Source organism: Coleofasciculus sp. B1-GNL1-01, from assembly GCF_040220235.1.
Classification (GTDB): Bacteria; Cyanobacteriota; Cyanobacteriia; order Cyanobacteriales; family Coleofasciculaceae; genus Coleofasciculus.
On sequence record NZ_JAVJTO010000102.1, the window covers coordinates 39,153 to 57,977 of the forward strand.

Genomic DNA, 18,825 nt, shown 5'->3' on the forward strand with positions numbered 1-18,825 from the left:
TAGGGGGACGGGAGGGGGATTCAAAAGGGGGACGGGAGGGGGATTCAAAAGGGATGAGGGGGAAAATGCTTAACAGTTTATGTCACTCTTGATAAATTGAGAGGAAAGGGAAAAATGATAAAAGTCATGGTAGTCGATGATGAAAAAGATGTTCTGTTGTTGTTTCGACAACGATTTAGAAAAGAGATTAGACAGGACAAAATTGAATTTCACTTTGCGTTCTCAGCCAAGGAAGCCCTCTACTATCTGGAAATGGAAAGCAAAAAAGAAAATTGTGTGGTCTTAATCCTGTCCGATATTAATATGCCGGAAATCAACGGCTTAGAATTACTTAAAACTATCAAAACCCAATTTCCCAGCTTAAAAGTTTTTATGATTACCGCTTACGGCGACGACGAAAACTATCGCCTGTCCCAAGAATACGGAGCTGATGATTATATTCATAAACCCGTTGACTTTGACCAACTCAAAGAAAAAATCTTTAATTTATCCACAACCTAGCCGACTGAAAACCAATGCCAGCCAAAATACTGGTTGTCGATGATGAACCCGACATAGAACCCCTAATCCGTCAAAAATTCAGAAAAAAGATTCGGCGCAAAGAATTCCAGTTTAGCTTTGCCTGTAATGGTGTGGACGCCCTAGAAAAGATACAAGCTGACTCTGATATTGATATGGTTTTAACCGATATTAATATGCCCCAAATGGACGGGTTAGCCTTGCTGATGAAACTGGCAGCAGACTATCCAGCGATTAAAACCGTGATCCTGTCCGCTTATGGGGATATGAACAATATTCGAGCGGCGATGAACTTAGGCGCGTTTGATTTTCTCACCAAACCCATTGATTTTCAAGACTTAGAAATTACCACCTACAAAACCCTCAACCATGTCCAGCAAATCAAACAAGCCTTAGCCCAAAAAAACTATCTCAAGCGCTTAGAAGCCGAAAACCTCCGCCTCAACACCGAACTCGATATTACCCGACGACTGCAACAGATGCTGTTACCCACAGAAACAGAACTACATCAAATTCAGGGACTCGATATCGCTGGGTATATGCAACCCGCCAATGAAGTCGGGGGAGACTATTACGACGTACTGCAACACAATGGCAGGGTGAAAATTGGCATCGGCGATATCACGGGTCACGGATTAGCCAGTGGTGTCCTGATGCTGATGGTACAAACGGCGGTGCGGACATTGCTGGTCAATAATGAGACCAACACCGTTAACTTTTTCAGTACCCTCAACCAAACGATTTACCACAACCTACAACGGATGCGCTGCGACAAGAACTTAAGCCTGGTCTTAATCGACTATCATCAGGGAACTCTAACTGTGAGTGGACAACATGAGCAAATGATTGTGCTACGCTCTGAAGGTAGGATTGAGCGAATTGATACGATTGATTTAGGCTTCCCCATTGGTTTGGCAGAGGCTATTGCCGACTTTGTGGCGGAAGCGACCGTACAGTTGTATCCCGGTGATGGAGTTGTCCTCTATACCGACGGGATTACAGAAGCCGAAGATATTAATGGGGTGCAATATGGGCTAGAACGGCTGTGTCAAGTCTTAAGTAACAACTGGCACAAGTCAGCCTGTGAGATTAAACAGGCAGTTATTGACCAAGTGTGGCAGCATATTGGAAACCAGAAAGTTCATGATGATATCACCTTACTTATTCTTAAGCAGCAGTGATTGGTCATTGGTCATTGGTCATTGGTCATTGGTCATTGGTCATTGGTCATTGGTCATTGGTCATTGGTCATTGGTCATTGGTCATTGGTCATTGGTCAGGGAATAGAGAATAGGGAATAGAGTCGAGGTGTTCCCTATCTCCCAGACGTTCCACGGTCACGTCTCTACAGTCAGCCCATCCTTATCAGGCAAAAACAATGCCAGCAAAAATACTGGTTGTCGATGATGAACCTGATTTAGAAGTCCTAATTCGCCAGAAGTTTAGAAAAAAAATTCGGCGTCAGGAACTCCTGTTTATTTTCGCCCGGAATGGTGTAGATGCTTTGGGAAAACTGCACGCCCAACCGCATATTGATATGGTTTTAACCGATATTAATATGCCCGAAATGGATGGGTTAACCTTGCTGACACACCTCGCCCAAGATTATCCCACCACTAAAGCTGTGATTCTTTCTGCCTATGGGGATATGGAAAATATCCGCAAAGCCATGAATCTGGGAGCGTTTGACTTCCTGACTAAACCTATCGATTTCCAAGATTTAGAGATTACCACCCATAAAACCCTAAACCATGTGCAACAGCTCAAAGCCGCACAACAGCAGGAGAGTTTGGCACAACAAGCGCAAGCTGACTTATTAGAAAATCTACGCCAAGAAGTGATTGAGCGCAAGCGCGTCCAAGAGGCATTACGGGCGAGTGAGAGACAGTTGGCACAATTTCTAGAAGCTGTACCCGTAGGCTTATTTGTCGTTGATGCTGAGGGTCAATCTCACTATGCAAACCAACGGGCGCAACAACTTGTCGGAAAAGAGATGATACCGGGTGCAACGGTTGAAGAATTGTCCCAAGTTTATCAAATCTACGTCGCCGGAACTAATCAACTCTACCCCACCGAGGAAAACCCCATCGTGCGAGCCTTATGGGGGGAACGAGTCACTGTGGATAATCTGGAAATTCATCGCGGGGATCAAGTGATTCCCTTGGAAGTCTGGGCAACTCCCATCTATAATGAACAGGGTGAAATTGTTTATGCGATCGCGGCTTTTCAAGATATCAGTCTCCACAAGCAAGCTGAAGCAGAACGGCTTCAGTTTACCCAAGCCTTAGAACAACAGAATGCGGCGTTGCAGCGCCTAGACCAACTCAAAGATGAGTTTTTAGCCAATACCTCCCACGAACTACGGACTCCCCTGAATGGCATTATTGGCATTACTGAATCCCTCATCGATGGGGCGGCGGGTTCCCTGTCTGAGATGCAAATCGCGAATCTGGCAATGGTTGTTTCCAGTGGGAAGCGCCTGAACAGCCTCATTAATGATATTTTGGATTTTGCCAAACTGAAAAACCAAGATATCAAATTACACCGCAAATCAGTGGACTTTCGCCAAATCACGGAAGTGGTGCTTACCCTATCTCGCCCCCTGATTAAGGGCAAATCTATCGACTTAAACAATGAAATACCCACAGATTTTCCTGGTATTGATGGCGACGAGAATCGGTTGCAACAAGTTATGTATAATCTGGTGGGCAATGCGATTAAGTTTACCGAATCAGGTTCTATTACCGTGTCAGCCACCCAGCAGCAAAATATGGCAGAAATAACGGTGGCAGATACGGGGATTGGTATTTCCCTGGATAAATTCGAGGATATTTTTAAATCTTTTGAGCAACTTAACGCCTCGGTTTCCCATTCCTCTAGGGGGACAGGATTAGGATTAAGTATTACCAAACAACTGATTGAACTTCACGGCGGTAGGATTCGCGTTGAGTCAGAAGTGGGTCAAGGTTCACGATTTATTTTCACGCTTCCTCTCAGTTTCCAACCGATTGCATCTTCATCAGACTATAGAACGGATATTACCAAAGTACGGGACTATAGTAACTCTTTTCCCAGTGAACTGTTGCCCCTGATGTCTAAAACGGGCGAGTTCACGATTTTAGTGGTAGACGACGAACCGATTAATTTGCAGGTAGTGACGAATCACTTATCTGTACAAAATTATGCCATTGTTCAAGCCACCAGTGGGATAGAGGCTTTAGCCAAAATCGAGCAGGGATTTAAACCGGATCTGGTGATTCTAGATATTATGATGCCCAAAATGTCAGGCTACGAAGTCTGCCAAAAAATTCGCGAACGCTTTCCAGCCACTGAAGTACCAATTATTATGTTGACGGCGAAGGAACAAGTCTCAGATTTAGTGGAAGGGTTGAGTGTGGGCGCGAATGATTATTTAACTAAACCGATTTCTAAACATGAATTGATTGCCCGGATCAAAACCCATCTTTATCTGGCGAAAATCAATAGTGCTTATGGGCGCTTTGTTCCCCAAGAATTTCTCCGCTTTTTGGGCTATGAAAGCATTGTGGATGTGCGCTTGGGAGATCAGGTGCAGCAGGATATGTCGATTATGTTTGCGGATATTCGCAATTTTACGACTCTATCAGAAAGTATGTCGCCCCAGGAGAATTTTAACTTTCTCAATTCTTATTTAAAACAAGTGGGACCAATTATCCGTAAGCATCAGGGGTTTATCGATAAATACATTGGCGACGCAATTATGGCACTGTTTCCCCAGACTGCCGATGATGGCTTAAAAGCGGCGATTGAAATCCAGAAACAGGTGACACGTTATAACCGCGATCGCGAAAAAGCAGGGTATCCTTCAATTACCATTGGCATTGGCTTACATACAGGCAGTTTAATGCTAGGAACCATTGGGGAACAGCAGCGCATGGAAACTACCGTAATTTCTGATACGGTTAACCTAGCATCACGCTTAGAAGATTTGACAAAAATCTACGGGGCATCCATTTTAATTAGTGGTTACACTTTGTTTTGTTTAGAGGATCAAAGTCAATATCACTATCGATTTATCGGTCAGGTGCAGGTTAAAGGTAAAAAAAACTTGGTTCCAGTCTTTGAATTTTTTGATGCGGAACCGGAGTATATCATCCAATTAAAAGAAAATACTAAAACCACATTTGAAGCAGGAATCGTTAATTTTAATCAAAATAAAATTGATGTAGCTTTGAGAATATTTGAACATATTATAGCAATTAATTGGCGCGATAGAGCGGCGCTTAATTACATTAAACTTTGTAAAAGGACACGACCACAATAGCGTTAAGTAGAGGGCTTACTTTTCACAGCATCTGGCTGAATTAGGAAGTGTAGGGACAGGTTATAGGGAATGTAGGGGCGGGTTATAGGGACTGTAGGGGCGGGTTTAGGGACTAAAGACAGCTATTCACCAATAACGGCACAACAAAACCCGCCCTCTCCACCAATAACGGCACAACAAAACCCGCCCTCTCCACCAATAACGGCACAACAAAACCCGCCCTCTCCACCAATAACGGCACAACAAAACCCGCCTTTATGTATAATCTAATCTCAACCGTTAACTTTAATCGTCTCCACCCAGTTAAAAGAAACAGAAAACCGATTTCCGCCTTACAGGGGAATCAGTTCTGGAAAATTCACCAATAGCTGTTCATCAGTCAATTCATCACCAAACTGAGCCGGAGAAAAGTGAACTTGGATCGCTCGCAAGTATCCCTGATAATGGAGATTAATTAACGCTTTGAGACCCTCTTCTAGTGCCTCTATATCTGCCAGATTAGTTTCCATTTCCGGCACTTCCCCTTCAAACGCCACAGTAATCATCACAATTAAATTACGAGTGACGGGTAACGATAGCGATTCATCCTCTGAAGCATATCCATTGAAATCAGGCTCACTCAAATACCGTTGAGCCGAATCAGTAAATAACTCACTCACATAATCCCCTGCTTCCCCTTCATCCCAAAACACATCCCCTTCATTCGCCGCCGATTGCCAATAGGTATTGTACTGTAAGAGGTTCTGGCAAATATCCACCAGTCCTTCACCGAGAACAGTTAAGTCTCCGTCGGATTCAACCGCATCTCGCGCCGCCCGATTCAGCACTCCCAATAACGGTGCGACTTCTGTACCGCTTAAATGAACAAACAACCGACAGACAACCAGTCGGGTTTTACCACTCAGTTTATTGAAGCGATCGCGCCACGAACTCATAGACTGCTCCTCTGCTGGCTCCAAACGAAATAATATGTCACTTATGCCGATTAAAATCGTAACATAAAGTTACCCACTCTCCTGTTTATAACGTATTATTTATAAAGTCTCTTTTGTTTTAACGCCATGACACCCAGTTTACTTTTTACCATCGCGAATCTGTTCGTTTTACCCTTCTGGTTACTCATGATTCTGCTACCGAACTGGGGGATAAGTCGAAAAGTGATGGAATCTTATTTACCATTTGTCGCCTTAGCCGGGTTATACATTTACTTCTTCGCCAACAGTATTACACCGGAATCGGCTCAAGCCTTATCCAATCCTCAACTCGCTGATATTGCCCGCTTCTTTGGAGATGAAATCATCGCCGCCGCTGGATGGACTCATTTTTTGGTCTTGGATTTGTTTGTAGGGCGATGGATTTATTGGGAAGGACAACGGACTGGGGTGTGGACAATTCACTCCCTGGTTCTCTGTTTATTTGCTGGACCGATTGGATTATTATCTCACATTTTGACAGTTTGGATTACCCAGAAATTCTCGGCAAGTTCACCAACAGAATCAACAACTGCATCAACATAGATCGGGCTTTCCACGGGAAGTCTAGGGTGGAATCCTAAAACAGTAGAGAACTTCTTGGGAAACATCTCTAAGTTAAATTACTCTGGAGTACCAATACCATCACAGAGGGTGCGATCGCTCTCTGGTACTTTGGAGTTATTCTTGAGATAATCTCTTGCCCAATCACAACCTTGCTCTAACAGCTCATCTAAACTCGGACTCAAAACCAACATACCATCATTGCCGGAAACGGTAATAGACTGGGGGCTAGGGCTAAAACTCACATCCGAAAATTCAGTCATGTTGTAAAGTTCAGTTAGTTTTAACCACATCCCGTTAAGAATATATAGCTGCGCCTTACCCATCTGACTGCCACCTAGGGCTAACATTTTACCGTCTTTGCTAAAATTTAGAGCATCAATATTACTTATACTATCGTCTGGTTTCAATAAATCTATCGATTTGTCTGTACTGCTTCTCCACAGCCTGACAGCACCATTTTCGTTGGCATAAGCAAGGGTTTTACCATTGGGGCTGAACCTGACACTTGTCATTTGTTCATTATGTTGATCAATGTCTTTGAATATGCTCCCGTCAATATTCCATATTTTCACCGTTTTATCATCACTAGCAGAGGCAATTGTATTCCCATCTTTACTAAAGCTTACACTGTTGACTTTACCCTCATGCTTACCAATAGTTTGTGGAGAACTTGCATCTCCGTCAAGGTTCCAAAGTTTCACCGTTTTATCATCACTAGCAGAAGCGATTTTCTTTCCATCATCACTGAAGCTTATACTGTTGATCCAGCTTGAGTGACCTTTGAGGGTTGATTGTAAATTACGGTTTATGTCCCAGAGATTGATATTATGCTCTTGACGAGCAAGAGCAACTGTTTCACTATCTTCACTGAAACTAATAAGATTCAAATCAATGATCCCATTGTCGAGCTTTATTAAGCTGTTATCACTCTGTCCGAAGAGAGTTTTGATATGTTCGCCATCACGACGCCAAAATCGTACTGTGTATTTAGATTTAACTTTTTTACTAGACCAACTTCTAGTACCACTAACAGAGGTAATCATCTTGCCGTTATTACTGAAACTAACCCGGTGAAATAACAAACCATCTGTGTTACCCTCATCACTTGGAACTGTCAACGTATTTATATTAGTGCCGTAACTGCTATTCCATATTTTTACTGTTTTGTCTTTACTAGCTGAGGCAATAATTTCACTATCTGGGCTAAAACTGACGCTATAAACAACATCACTATGTCCTCGGAGGGTTTTGATTTGACTACCGTTTTTGCCATTCCAAAGCCTTACTGTATTGTCCTCACTTGCTGTTGCAATTTTCTCGCCATTACGGCTAAATTTTAAATCATAAATTGAAGCGTTATGCCCTTTAATAGTCCCCAACAAATCCCCTTTAATATTCCATAATTTAACTGTGTTGTCAGCATTGATAGACGCAAAAATATTACCGTTAGGACTAAATATCAAGCTTCCAATGCCATAATTAGCAATAGTTTTAATCTCAGAACCATTGTAGCTGTGCCAAAGCTTAATTTCGCTATTTGCTGGTCTATTTCCACCATCACTTACAGAAGCTATAATCTTACCATTTGGACTAAACTTAACACTTGTGACTCTATCGGTATGTCCAATTAAGGTTTTAATAACTTTGCTGTTCTGACGCCAAATATGAATGAGGTTATCCTCACCAAGTGAGGCAACAAACTGACCATCAGGACTAAAAATTACGCTTCTCCCTGGAAGAGTGATAATAGGTTTACCATCTCTATGCCAAAGTTGTACTACATCATTGGCTTCAATAGTAGCAATAACCTTACCATTTGGACTAAATTTGACACTTTCAATGTTAGCTCTGTGTCCAGACAATGTTTGGATAAGGATACCCTCACGATTCCAAATCTGTACTGTATTATTTCCACTGACGGTAGCAATTCGCTGGCTATCAGGACTGATCTCAATATATTTAATATTAAAAATAGATTTTGGTAAACGCATTTTCTGGCCTTCAATAGCCCAAATTGTGACAATATCGTCAGCACTGGCAGTTGCTAGAGTCTGTCCAGTAGGACTAAAACTTAAAATCGAACTATCTGCTTGGATTATTTTAGGAGAATTACTATTTTTTTGCCATAGCTGCACTGTATTGTCAGCACGACCTTTTGCAACAGCTATACCATTCCTACTATGTGCTAATTTGATGGTGCGACTATTCTCAGTATTAGATCCGTTTGAAGTTTTTTCAAAACGCCAAATTTTGATAGTATTATCTTGACTGGCTGATGCTAACAATTTCCCATTCGGACTCAGACTCAGAGAAGTAATAGCATCGTTGTGATTTAATTCCTCTATATAATAACAACCTATAGAGTCTTTTTTTGCCAAAACAACTCTATCTTTATAGTAAATATTGTCTAGACTATATGCCGCCAAATTGCTATAATAATTGACACTGATATTACTTATTTTTTCTGTATCACAACTATTGGTACTCTTTACCAAAAAATTTTCATTTATGCCATTGAAAATATTAATATGCCATTGTTTTGTTGAACCATCTTTATTGACTATATCAATAGTACTTTTATCAGAGTTAAATTGCATACTCATAGCACCATAGTTATCGATTTCGCCTATAAGTTTGCCATTAATATTCCAAAATTTAACTGTGTCATATTGACTACCCATAGCCAAGATAGTGCTGTCAGGAATAAAACGCAATGTTGTTACATCACCAATCTCAATAATTGCTTTTGGTTTTCCATCACGGTTCCAAATTTTTACAGTTTTATCTCCACCAGCCGTGGCTAACAGTTTGCCGTTGGGACTAAACGCAACAGTTGTAACACCATCTTGATGAGCGTTCCAATCCTTGATTAGGTTGCCATTTATATCCCAGAGTTTTACCATTCCGTCTTGACTAACAGAAGCTAACCGTTTGCCATTGGGACTAAACATTGTGCTATTAACAGCATTCGTGTGTCCTTTCAAAATTCCAATGGAACTACCATCAAGATTCCAGAGTCTTACTGTTTTATCCTCACTGGCTGTAGCGATTATGTCGCCTTTAGGACTAAAGCTAATATGCGTAACAGTCCCTTCGTGTCCTTCTAGTCGATTACTTTCTGTTACTCCATTTAGCGCCTGATTCAGTTCTGCCAAAACTCTGAGTCTTGTACCTGGTATTGTTGCCATGGATAACAAGGGTTGTTTTAGCATCTTCCCTGCTTTTAGCGCAGATACAACTCGATCAAGTTCTTCTTTCTGAGTTGAGACAGACGTAAGATTTGTCAAGTACAGATTGATACCAACAACTGTAGCGGTTAGGGCAACTCCCCCAATTACTGCTAGGAGTCCAGCTAGAGTTAAAGTTGCTCGGCGTGCTGCTCGAAGTTGCTGTTTGAGAACCTGATTTAGCTTGGCTTCAGTTAACTTTCTTTGTTCTCTTTCTTTCTCCAATTCGGCAACTAATCGCGCTGATTGTTGCTGACGAACAAATGGGACTAAATAATCATGAACCAGTTGATAGCGGTCAGCCGGAGAAGCGGGTACTCTCAACACTAATCCTGATTTCACCAAGACATCTAACACTAGGGTCAGGGTTTCTAGTTTAACGTCAAGCTCTAATTCTAAATCAGCACGGGTTTTCAGGGGACGAGTATTATTCTCATCGGTTAATAAATATAATACTAATTTGGCAATCTGCTCGTTTTCAGAACCACAATCTTTAACCACTTCTTCTAAAAATCGTCCCACCAGTACTTCCTTGGGACCCTTTTCACGATACTGTTTTAGAGTGGTAATTTTCTCGGTTTGTAACTGCGATCCCACAACCTGTAACTCGATGGGACGGACTTCTCCTAAATGTCCCGCTAAATCACTCACCAATTCATCGATCAGGGCTTCCTCTAAGAAAAACTGACTTTGAGCGGTTAAACTTTGAATTACTGATTTAGTATCTGCTGGAGAAAAATTGCCCAAGTAGTAAATAATTAACTTATCGAGAATATTATTGTTGATCACTTCCAACATTGTCAGTCGATTAAACTCTAACAAGTAATGGAGATAGTCCTCACGCAACGATAAAATAACCTTGACATAAGGAATATCTAAACAGTCTCGCAGAAATTCATAAAACGGCAACCGTTGCTGAGTGTCTTTATAGATAAAGAAAAACTCTTCAAATTGATCAAAGATTAAAACCGTTAGTAGATTTCGATCAGCATTCTTGTTCAATTCTTCAATCACGGCTGTTGTATCTAGCGGTTCGGTCAAACGAATAGCTTTAACCGCTTTAAGAGATTCAGCCAAACATTGACCCAATTCCTGACGCCAATCAGTATAGACTTGGAGCAAAACAGGTAAAATATCGCGAATACCGATCGCTTCCCCTTGTAACACAGGAATTAAGCCAGCTTGGACAATTGAGCTTTTGCCCACCCCAGATTGCCCATAAATAACCGTCAGTTTGTGATCAATGCGTCCGAGGCGTTCCAATAAACGTTGGACATCTTGTTGTCTCCCAGAGGCGGCTATTTCTTGAGTGATTGTTTCTTTCGTTTCACCAGGTAGCAAACTTGAACTGATGGCTTCTTGTTTGGGTTGTAACCGACCTGCACCAATAAAGGCTCGAAAGCCATAGCGTTGTTCAATTTCCCGCTGTTTTTGCTTAATTTCAAAAGCCTTTAAATACTGACCGTGCTGGAAGTAAGTGTCTCGTAATGCTTGTAAAATTTGAATATACAGTTCCGGTTCATAGTGAGGTTGGGTTTGTTTCCTAGCAGTTTCAAGCTGGTCGATCGCCTCAGCATTTTGACCTAAACCTCGTTGCGCTCTCGCTAAGGCGAAATGATACCACCCTTGATCATAAAAACGCACCCAGTCTACATCTCCTGTAGAGGGGGAATCGGAACTCGATTCCAGATAGGATTGGACTAAGGTGAGAGCGTTTTGAGCCAAGGTTTGCGCCTCACTCCAATCAGATTTAGCCAAGGCGACTTCCGCCAAAAAGCCATACACCCGCGCTAGTCTAAAGGGTTCAGAGTGAGTTTGATGCAGTTCCAACGCCTTTTCAGCTAAGGCAGCTAACTCATCCCACTGTTTTAACCGTTGGAGAATTTCGCCTACAGCATTAATAAATTTAGTCACTAATTCTGGCTGTTGACATTGCTCAAATACTGCCACACATTGTTGAAAATACCCCTTAGCGCGATCGCACGCCATTTCATACTCAGCCCGATGTCTAACTGCATAGGTGCGCCAACCGATTCCTAGGCTGTACAGAACGCATCCGAGACGCTGGTTAATGTATTGATTTCGAGAGGAGACGTCGGGGGAAACCGTGGTCTGTTTTTCTGACTCTGGATCATCTAAATCCCCCGGCAAACAGTGCTGCCACAGTGCTAAACTTTGCTCATAGTGTTGCTGTGACTCGTCAGACACACCATCGGCTATTCGACCTAAAATAAATTGCCAACTAGCTTCTAGTTCTGGGGTGAATGTGATTCCCTGATGTTGTAGTTCTTGGTAGGCAGATTTAAGTTCAGCACGAAGGGGAGATCCTTTCCCTAAATTTAGCGCCACATTACTTAAGAATTTACCTGCACCTGTCTCTAAGACTTGGCTAAAAATCTGATCCGCCGTTTGCTGAATTAACTGAATTAACTGTTCTGGACTACTGGAAAAACGAATGGTTTTTGTCCAACTTTCCAAATCTGGCGCTAACTGCATCAACTGACGCAAAACGTCATCAGTCACCCACCATACAATCGGAAACGAGAACTGTTTGCGAAACTCTTCTCGCACCTGGTTAGCCGCCGTGAGTACAGAACCTAAATTGGGTAAAGCTTCCAAGCCAAATACCATTAAAGCCGATGGCTGTTCATCCCCCAATTGAGCTTTAAGGGTGGCAAATAATCGCTTCACTGATTGATCTAAAACCACTTCCCGCCATTCAACCGGGGAACTGTCTCGCAACTGCTGCACTATCTGCGATCGCACGGTGGTAGAGTTACACCGTGCCAAAATTAGGGAAAATTTGCCTTGAGAGGCTCGAATTGCCCAAACTAAAGCCGCTAAGGAATTGGCGTTATTCTGGTTTACCTCATGTTCACTCATCCCTGAAACTCCGGCGCTTGCAATAAAATTGGATTAATATCAAACCAAGACCCTTGCTGATCTCGATATTCATAGACAAAGCGACTACGGATCAGGAGTTGGTAGCCCTCATCCCCACTCACTTGTTTGCGCTGTTGCACTTGACGCAGCAGGTTCCACTCCCGATCATCAATCGCTAATTTCATCTGATTGCGACGACTTCTAATCGCATTTTCTAAGCCTTCACGGGAGAGGGGAATTTGTCGTTCTTGTTCAATCCACTCATTCAGCAGTCTCAGCAATTCCCGCACATGACCCCCACTGACATAGCATAATCGATCTAAGGTTTCGGGTTGGTCAAAAATCTTGGAAATTAAGGTTAATCGCTGCTGAGTTTCAACCTCTGGAAATGCCCTTACCAGAACCATTTGCCGTAATAGCATCATCCCTTGTTCACAGACACCGCCATCGCGCGATCGCACTGGAACCATAGGTAATACTTTCGGATCAACCCCAAATCGTTCGGTTAATCTACCATAGTCATTGGAGAAAATTAAGCCTAAGGGTATGGTATAAACAACGTGGCAATTCAGTTGGCGTAACTGTTCGGCTCGATCCACAAACAAGTATTCCGGTTGAGTTCGTCCCCAGGGTTTTTTCACTGTCTCAACCCGATCCAAATTATCTACAAGCACCACAAGACCTTTTTTTCCCTGTTGTTTTAGGCTGTCTTGGGCGGGTATCAGTAGTTCTTGATTAATCGCGTCAATAATTCCCTTGGTGCGCGGTTCTAGATATTCCCGTAACTTATTCCGCAAGTCTGGACTATCTTTGGCTTTCGCTGTGATTTTACCAATCCCCAGTGCTACCAGGGACACGCCTTCTTTGTCACTCGCCGTGACTTGACCAATCCCTGGAATCCCCACATCTGCCGAAAACTCTCCCTCGGTGTTCGCCTCAATTTTGCCAATACCGGGAACCGAGGCTTGAGCCGACAGTTCCAGTTCTGTCTGCAACAGCTTCGCCGCACCTCGGAGAATCGCCTTCAATCCCTTCGGTTCAGCAATTTCTATCCGATTGAGACTCTCACTCACCCGACGTGCGATCGCTAGGAGAATATCGGTAACATCCACATCCCCCATTTCCAGATACTGACTCGACTCAAAATACACCAGATGGTAACCCGCCTGTTCTAATTCGGCTTTGAGTCCCAACAACTCCGTAGACTTCCCGCAGCCAATATGTCCGGTAAATAGCTGACACGTCGGCTTTCCCCGGGAGAAAAACGTAATTTTATCCCTTAAGTCCTTAATAATATTGCTGCCTCTGACGGGAGAAAAGTCAATGTAGTATTGCTTCTCCTCTGGATTCTCCACCGCCAACGGTTTGGTCGGATCAAGTAATTCATAGAATTGCAACAAATCCAGTGTCATGCCCAGAGCCACTCAATTTCCGTTCGAGAACTAATTGAACCATAACTGTTCTCACACCAGACTAGGGCGAATTTTTAACTTTTCTTTACCTAGCGACAAAGCATAGCATAGCATGGCGCTGTTCATTATTAGGCTAGCCCATCCAGTTTTAAGGCGGAAATAAAATTAAGTTTGTTGTTGCGCTGTCTTCACTAAAGTTAGTATTCCGAAAGTCGGCTCCCTGAGCATTTACATTTTCGAGGATAACTGCTTCCAGAGTAGCACCATTCAAGTTAGCGTTTTTCAGGATAGCTCCTGTCAAGTCAGTTGCTTTAAGGTTGGCTGTTGTATTAACAAACCTCAAATCCTTACAAATGACGAATGACGAATGACAAATGACAAATGACAATCCCCACCTACTTACCCCTGAGTAGCTTCTAACACGCCAGATTCGTTACAGTGTCTCTAAGACAATCACAGCAATTGAATCCGTAAACTACAATGGCAATGGCAACGACTTCTCCAGTATCCCAAGCACTACCTCCCTTAATTCCCCGCGAAACTCTATTCGGAAACCCCGATCGCACCCGCCCCCAGCTATCGCCCGATGGTAAGTATTTGGCTTATATCGCCCCGGATGAGAAAAATGTGTTGCAAGTCTGGTTGCGAACCGTAGGAGAAGATGATGATCAGCAGCTAACGGCGGATCAAAAGCGGGGGATTCGCCTTTATGTCTGGACATACAATCCTAACCAGCTTATTTATCTGCAAGACTCAGACGGCGACGAAAACTTTCACCTCTACTTGGTGAATGTCCAATCCAAGTTAGTGCGCGATTTAACCCCCTTCCAAGGCGTGAAAGCCCAACCGATTGACCTTGATCCAGAGTTTCCGGATCAAGTCTTGGTGGGAATGAATCTCAACGATCGCCAAAAATTTGATGTGTATCGGGTTAATCTAAATAATGGGGCAGTGGAGTTTGAGACCGATAACCCTGGTAATATCGTCAGTTGGGTGGCTGATGCTCAATTCCAGATTCGGGGGGCGATCGCAGCCACGCCAGATGGGGGTTCCGATCTGTTATTTCGCCAGACGCCTGATAAATCTTGGGAATTATTACGCCACTGGGGACCCGATGATGAAGGATCAGCCGTAACCTTTTCTCAGGATGGCAAAACCCTATATATTAGTGGATCGCACGATGCCAATGCCCAACGGTTAATTGCTTTAGATTTAGCCTCCCGCCAAGAAACCGTTATGGCGGCTGATGAGCAGTATGATATCGGTGGTGTGGTCATTCATCCAACTCAGCGCCGGATTCAGGCGGTGTCCTTTTATAAGGATAAAGTGGAATGGCAAATTCTCGATGACAGTATTGCTGATGATTTTAATGCGATCGCGCAAATCCGAGACGGTGAATTTGCCATCACCAATCGCACGTTAGCGGATGATACCTGGTTGGTTGGCTACGCCACGGATGATGGTCCGGTTTATTACTATGTGTATAACCGTGAGGCTAAAACCCACTCCTTGTTATTTAGCAATCAACCCGAATTGGAAACGTTGCAACTCGCATCAATGCAACCCATTTCTTACCAAGCACGGGATGGTTTAACGATTCACGGCTATCTCACCACGCCTGTTGGAATTGAGGCAAAAAATTTACCCACGGTGCTTTTAGTTCACGGTGGACCTTGGGCGCGAGATACGTGGGGGTATAGTCCAACAGTACAATGGTTGGCTAACCGAGGTTATGCCGTGCTGCAAGTCAATTTCCGAGGATCTACAGGTTACGGGAAAGCGTTCCTAAATGCCGGAAATCGTGAATGGGCGGCAAAGATGCATGATGATTTAATTGATGCCGTCAATTGGATTGTAGACCAAGGGATTGCGGATCGGAATAAGGTGGCAATTATGGGCGGATCGTATGGTGGATATGCCACATTAGTCGGATTAGCGTTTACCCCAGAAGTATTTGCGGCGGGTGTGGATATTGTTGGTCCGAGTAACTTAGTGACGTTGATGCAAAGTATTCCTCCCTACTGGGCACCCATGAAAGCCGTATTTGCCCATCGATTGGGCGATTTGGATACAGAGGAGGAGTTTCTCAAAGCGCGATCGCCTTTGTTTTTTATTGACCGGATTCAGAAGCCATTATTGATTGGTCAAGGGGCAAATGATCCACGGGTAAAACAAGCCGAAAGTGAACAAATTGTTGAAGCGATGCGAAAGGCAGATAAACCCGTTGAATACGCCCTTTACACAGACGAAGGACATGGATTTGCTCGTCCAGCGAATCGGCTTCACTTTTTCGCGATCGCCGAAGAGTTTCTCAGTAAATATTTAGAGGGACGCTTTGAACCGATTGGTGAAATCAAGGGTCATTCGGGGGTGGTGAGTTAAATTGAAATGTAGGGGCGCAAGGTTTGCGCCCTTTTCCGTATAATTGGTTACGAAATTATGTTGTTTTAACGCAGAGGAGCGCAGAGGTTTACGCAGAGGGCGCAGAGGAAGTTGGTTGATGTGAATGAACATTTTATAGAATTGGATAAATAACTGGAAACGATATCAGTAGTCAAATTACCCATTAAATACGCCATTTTATGACAGACGTGCCATGGTACGTCTCTACAAAATCAGATGCAGGATTCTCATAATTACTATCAAATTCTGGAGATTTCTCCTGGCGCAACCCAACAGGAGATTAAACAGGCTTATCGTCGCCTCGTGCGTCAATACCATCCAGATTTGCATCCTGATAATCCAGACGCCACAGAGCGATTTAGAGCAATTTGTGAGGCGTATCAGGTGCTGTCAGATGAAGTAAAGCGGCGTCAGTATAACCAAGAGGTTCAACCTCAGCCTAATCCGCCTAAAACGGAGTCAATGACGGCTCAAGATTTCTATGTACGGGCGGTTAGTAAAGCATTGGCTAAAAATTATCAGGGGGCGGTTAAGGATTGTAATCAAGCGATTTCCCTAAATCCTAACTTTGTAGACGCCTACGTGGAACGGGGCGCAGCGTATTATAAACTAGGAAATGCGAGGAAAACACTACAAGATTGTAATCAGGCATTAAGGATTAATTCTCAGTTTGCCCCAGCTTATTATTACCAAGGGAGAGCGCGTTATCGACTAGGATATAGTCAGGCGGCGATTGATGCCTATACTCAAGCGATCGCCTATCATCCTACTCACGCTCAGGCTTACTATCAGCGCGGTTTAGCCCATAAAGATTTGCAAGAATTTGAAAGCGCGATCGCGGATTTTCACCAAGCGGCACAATTATTACGTGAACAAGGAGATAAAACAGGATATCGGTTAGTTCAGGAAACGTTGCGAACTCTGCAACAAACACCCGGAAAAGGGGGAGTTTCCCGGAAACGAAATCCTATCCGTTATCTCAAAGGGTTATTGGGGGACACGCTATTTACAATCAAGTCCTTTTTACTCAATCCCATGGGGGGACTCTTACCCAGTTTTGCCCGTCTCGATGCTCAACGAGCTAGGGGGGTAGGATTCCTATTGGCGGCGATTTTTGATGCTTGTTTTGTCTGGGGTGTTTATGCAGGGTGGCGGGATATGGTTTCTATTTCCCTGGTTCCATTAATCGGCGTGGGTATGATGCCATTTATCATTCTAGCCGCGATGAGTGCGATCGCCCGATTAATTCGGCGTCATCCTAGTAGTTTGGCGGGGGATAGTTTTCTGGCTGGGGCGACACTGATGCCATTAACTATTTTAGCGATCGCTAATGGGATTTCGTCCAATTTGCCGAGTCAACTCATGGTGATGATCACCGTATTCACTAGCTGCTACACGATTCTGACGCTGTATAGTGGTTGCACACAGATCGCCAATTTCTCGGAAAAGACAGCCGCGTTATTGGTTCCGGTGATGGTTTTAGTCAGTGGCTGGATTTCCTATTGGGCGTTTATGGCGATGCTGGGAACGGCGTCTTTTTGAGGATGCAATCGAGACACTGTACCAAGCCGATAGTTCATTAAGTTTGTGTAAACTTACCAACTCCCTAAATAAAATAGGAAATCCTGGAAACAATTCTAGATATTATCGCCAAACTAACTCAATCCGGACATTTGGGGCATAATTTCAAGTAATACTTTCCTTATAGTTTAGTTGAGGTTATATGAAAAGCTAATGAAGTTAAGTTAATCCGCTTGCTTTGCCAACCGTAATCACTCTACGCTAGATAACAGTATAGTTATCAGTATGCTTAAAAAGCTATGAAAAAAACCTTATTGGCAAGTTTAAGTGTAGTCTTAGGTTTAATCTTTGTTTCTGAGAATGCACAAGCCCTTACCTTGTATGCGGAAGACTTCTCTGGTGAAAACGGTAAAGGAGCAACAGGCGGAGCGGCTACAGACGTAGTTGGCGTAGATTGGTCGATTGAGTTGCATGATGCGGCTCTCTTTGACTCCAACGATTACTTCAGAGTCGAGGCTGAAGCCTTCACCGCTCGTGATACAAACGCGGGTTGTCCGAATGTAAGATGTTCTGGGGGTAATCTTAATCCCTTATTTCCAGCGTGGCTGAGTCCAAAAATCGATATTTCTGGATTTAGTAATCTGGCGTTATCGTTGGATGCTTTCGCCAGTGATGTCAGTTTTGAACACGAGGAAAATAGCCCGATTGGTCACAAAGATTACTTTATTGTCTCCTATTTACTAGATGATGTTGAATTTTTAGCGGCTGACTTAATTACCCAGACTGGGTTTTTCACGAATCAAACGGTGAATCAAGCGATCGGTGATGGTAGTACATTACAAGTGAAAGTGCAGCTAAACACGACGGCATCCACAGAGTTGTTGTCATTTGATAACATTTTGGTCACAGGAGATCAAATCAATCCCCCTCAGTCTGTCCCTGAACCTGCGTCTATTATGGGTTTAATCGCACTTGCGGGTTTCGGTATAGCTTCCCGTAAACGCCAATCTGCTAAGTAG

General features: G+C 43.4%; 13 protein-coding genes. 8 read left to right on the top strand and 5 right to left on the bottom strand.

Features of this window, described 5'->3' with window-relative positions:
• Positions 1-117: 117 nt before the first annotated feature.
• The 4 genes from RID53_RS25030 to RID53_RS25045 all read left to right on the top strand — a co-directional run bounded on the left by RID53_RS25030 (position 118) and on the right by RID53_RS25045 (position 4,822).
• Positions 118-501 carry a response regulator gene (locus RID53_RS25030; protein WP_446390834.1) on the top strand — a complete coding sequence of 128 codons (384 nt, stop codon included), beginning with the start codon at positions 118-120 and terminating at the stop codon, positions 499-501.
• A 14-nt stretch (positions 502-515) separates the two neighbouring features.
• Positions 516-1,700, top strand: coding sequence for a SpoIIE family protein phosphatase (locus tag RID53_RS25035; protein WP_446390672.1), 1,185 nt, complete (start codon positions 516-518; stop codon positions 1,698-1,700).
• A complete protein-coding gene (locus tag RID53_RS25040) occupies positions 1,663-1,806 on the top strand; it encodes a hypothetical protein (RefSeq protein ID WP_446390673.1) in 144 nt (47 codons plus the stop codon). The genes RID53_RS25035 and RID53_RS25040 overlap by 38 nt, the downstream gene beginning before the upstream one ends.
• A 91-nt stretch (positions 1,807-1,897) precedes the next feature.
• Complete coding sequence (locus RID53_RS25045) at positions 1,898-4,822, top strand: response regulator (RefSeq protein WP_446390674.1); 2,925 nt, start codon at positions 1,898-1,900, stop codon at positions 4,820-4,822.
• Between the two features lie 112 nt (positions 4,823-4,934).
• On the opposite strand, the gene RID53_RS25050 is transcribed toward RID53_RS25045, so the two are convergent.
• Together RID53_RS25050 and RID53_RS25055 are read right to left on the bottom strand one after the other, a co-directional pair.
• Positions 4,935-5,063, bottom strand: a complete 129-nt coding sequence (locus tag RID53_RS25050; protein ID WP_446390675.1) for a hypothetical protein — start codon at positions 5,061-5,063, stop codon at positions 4,935-4,937.
• A 91-nt stretch (positions 5,064-5,154) separates the two neighbouring features.
• Entirely contained in the window at positions 5,155-5,757 is a 603-nt protein-coding gene (locus tag RID53_RS25055; protein WP_446390676.1) for a DUF1517 domain-containing protein, read from the bottom strand.
• Positions 5,758-5,883: 126 nt separating this feature from the next.
• Between RID53_RS25055 and RID53_RS25060 the strand changes: the two genes are divergently transcribed.
• Positions 5,884-6,339 (top strand): ABA4-like family protein, encoded by a 456-nt coding sequence (locus tag RID53_RS25060; protein ID WP_446390677.1) that lies wholly within the window; start codon positions 5,884-5,886, stop codon positions 6,337-6,339.
• 77 nt (positions 6,340-6,416) lie between these two features.
• Here RID53_RS25060 and RID53_RS25065 read toward each other — a convergent pair whose 3' ends face one another.
• From RID53_RS25065 to RID53_RS25075, 3 genes are all read right to left on the bottom strand, one after another.
• Positions 6,417-12,470 carry a WD40 domain-containing protein gene (locus tag RID53_RS25065; protein WP_446390678.1) on the bottom strand — a complete coding sequence of 2,018 codons (6,054 nt, stop codon included), beginning with the start codon at positions 12,468-12,470 and terminating at the stop codon, positions 6,417-6,419.
• Positions 12,467-13,882: an ATP-binding protein gene (locus RID53_RS25070; RefSeq protein WP_446390679.1), complete on the bottom strand. Its 1,416-nt coding sequence runs from the start codon at positions 13,880-13,882 to the stop codon at positions 12,467-12,469. Before RID53_RS25070 ends, RID53_RS25065 begins: the two co-directional genes overlap by 4 nt.
• Before the next feature lie 148 nt (positions 13,883-14,030).
• Positions 14,031-14,183 carry a pentapeptide repeat-containing protein gene (locus RID53_RS25075; RefSeq protein ID WP_446390680.1) on the bottom strand — a complete coding sequence of 51 codons (153 nt, stop codon included), beginning with the start codon at positions 14,181-14,183 and terminating at the stop codon, positions 14,031-14,033.
• Positions 14,184-14,362: 179 nt separating this feature from the next.
• Between RID53_RS25075 and RID53_RS25080 the strand changes: the two genes are divergently transcribed.
• From RID53_RS25080 to RID53_RS25090, 3 genes are all read left to right on the top strand, one after another.
• A complete protein-coding gene (locus tag RID53_RS25080) occupies positions 14,363-16,264 on the top strand; it encodes a S9 family peptidase (RefSeq protein WP_446390681.1) in 1,902 nt (633 codons plus the stop codon).
• Positions 16,265-16,501: 237 nt separating this feature from the next.
• Positions 16,502-17,827 carry a DnaJ domain-containing protein gene (locus RID53_RS25085; RefSeq protein WP_446390682.1) on the top strand — a complete coding sequence of 442 codons (1,326 nt, stop codon included), beginning with the start codon at positions 16,502-16,504 and terminating at the stop codon, positions 17,825-17,827.
• Between the two features lie 278 nt (positions 17,828-18,105).
• Positions 18,106-18,825, top strand: coding sequence for a PEP-CTERM sorting domain-containing protein (locus tag RID53_RS25090; protein WP_446390683.1), 720 nt, complete (start codon positions 18,106-18,108; stop codon positions 18,823-18,825).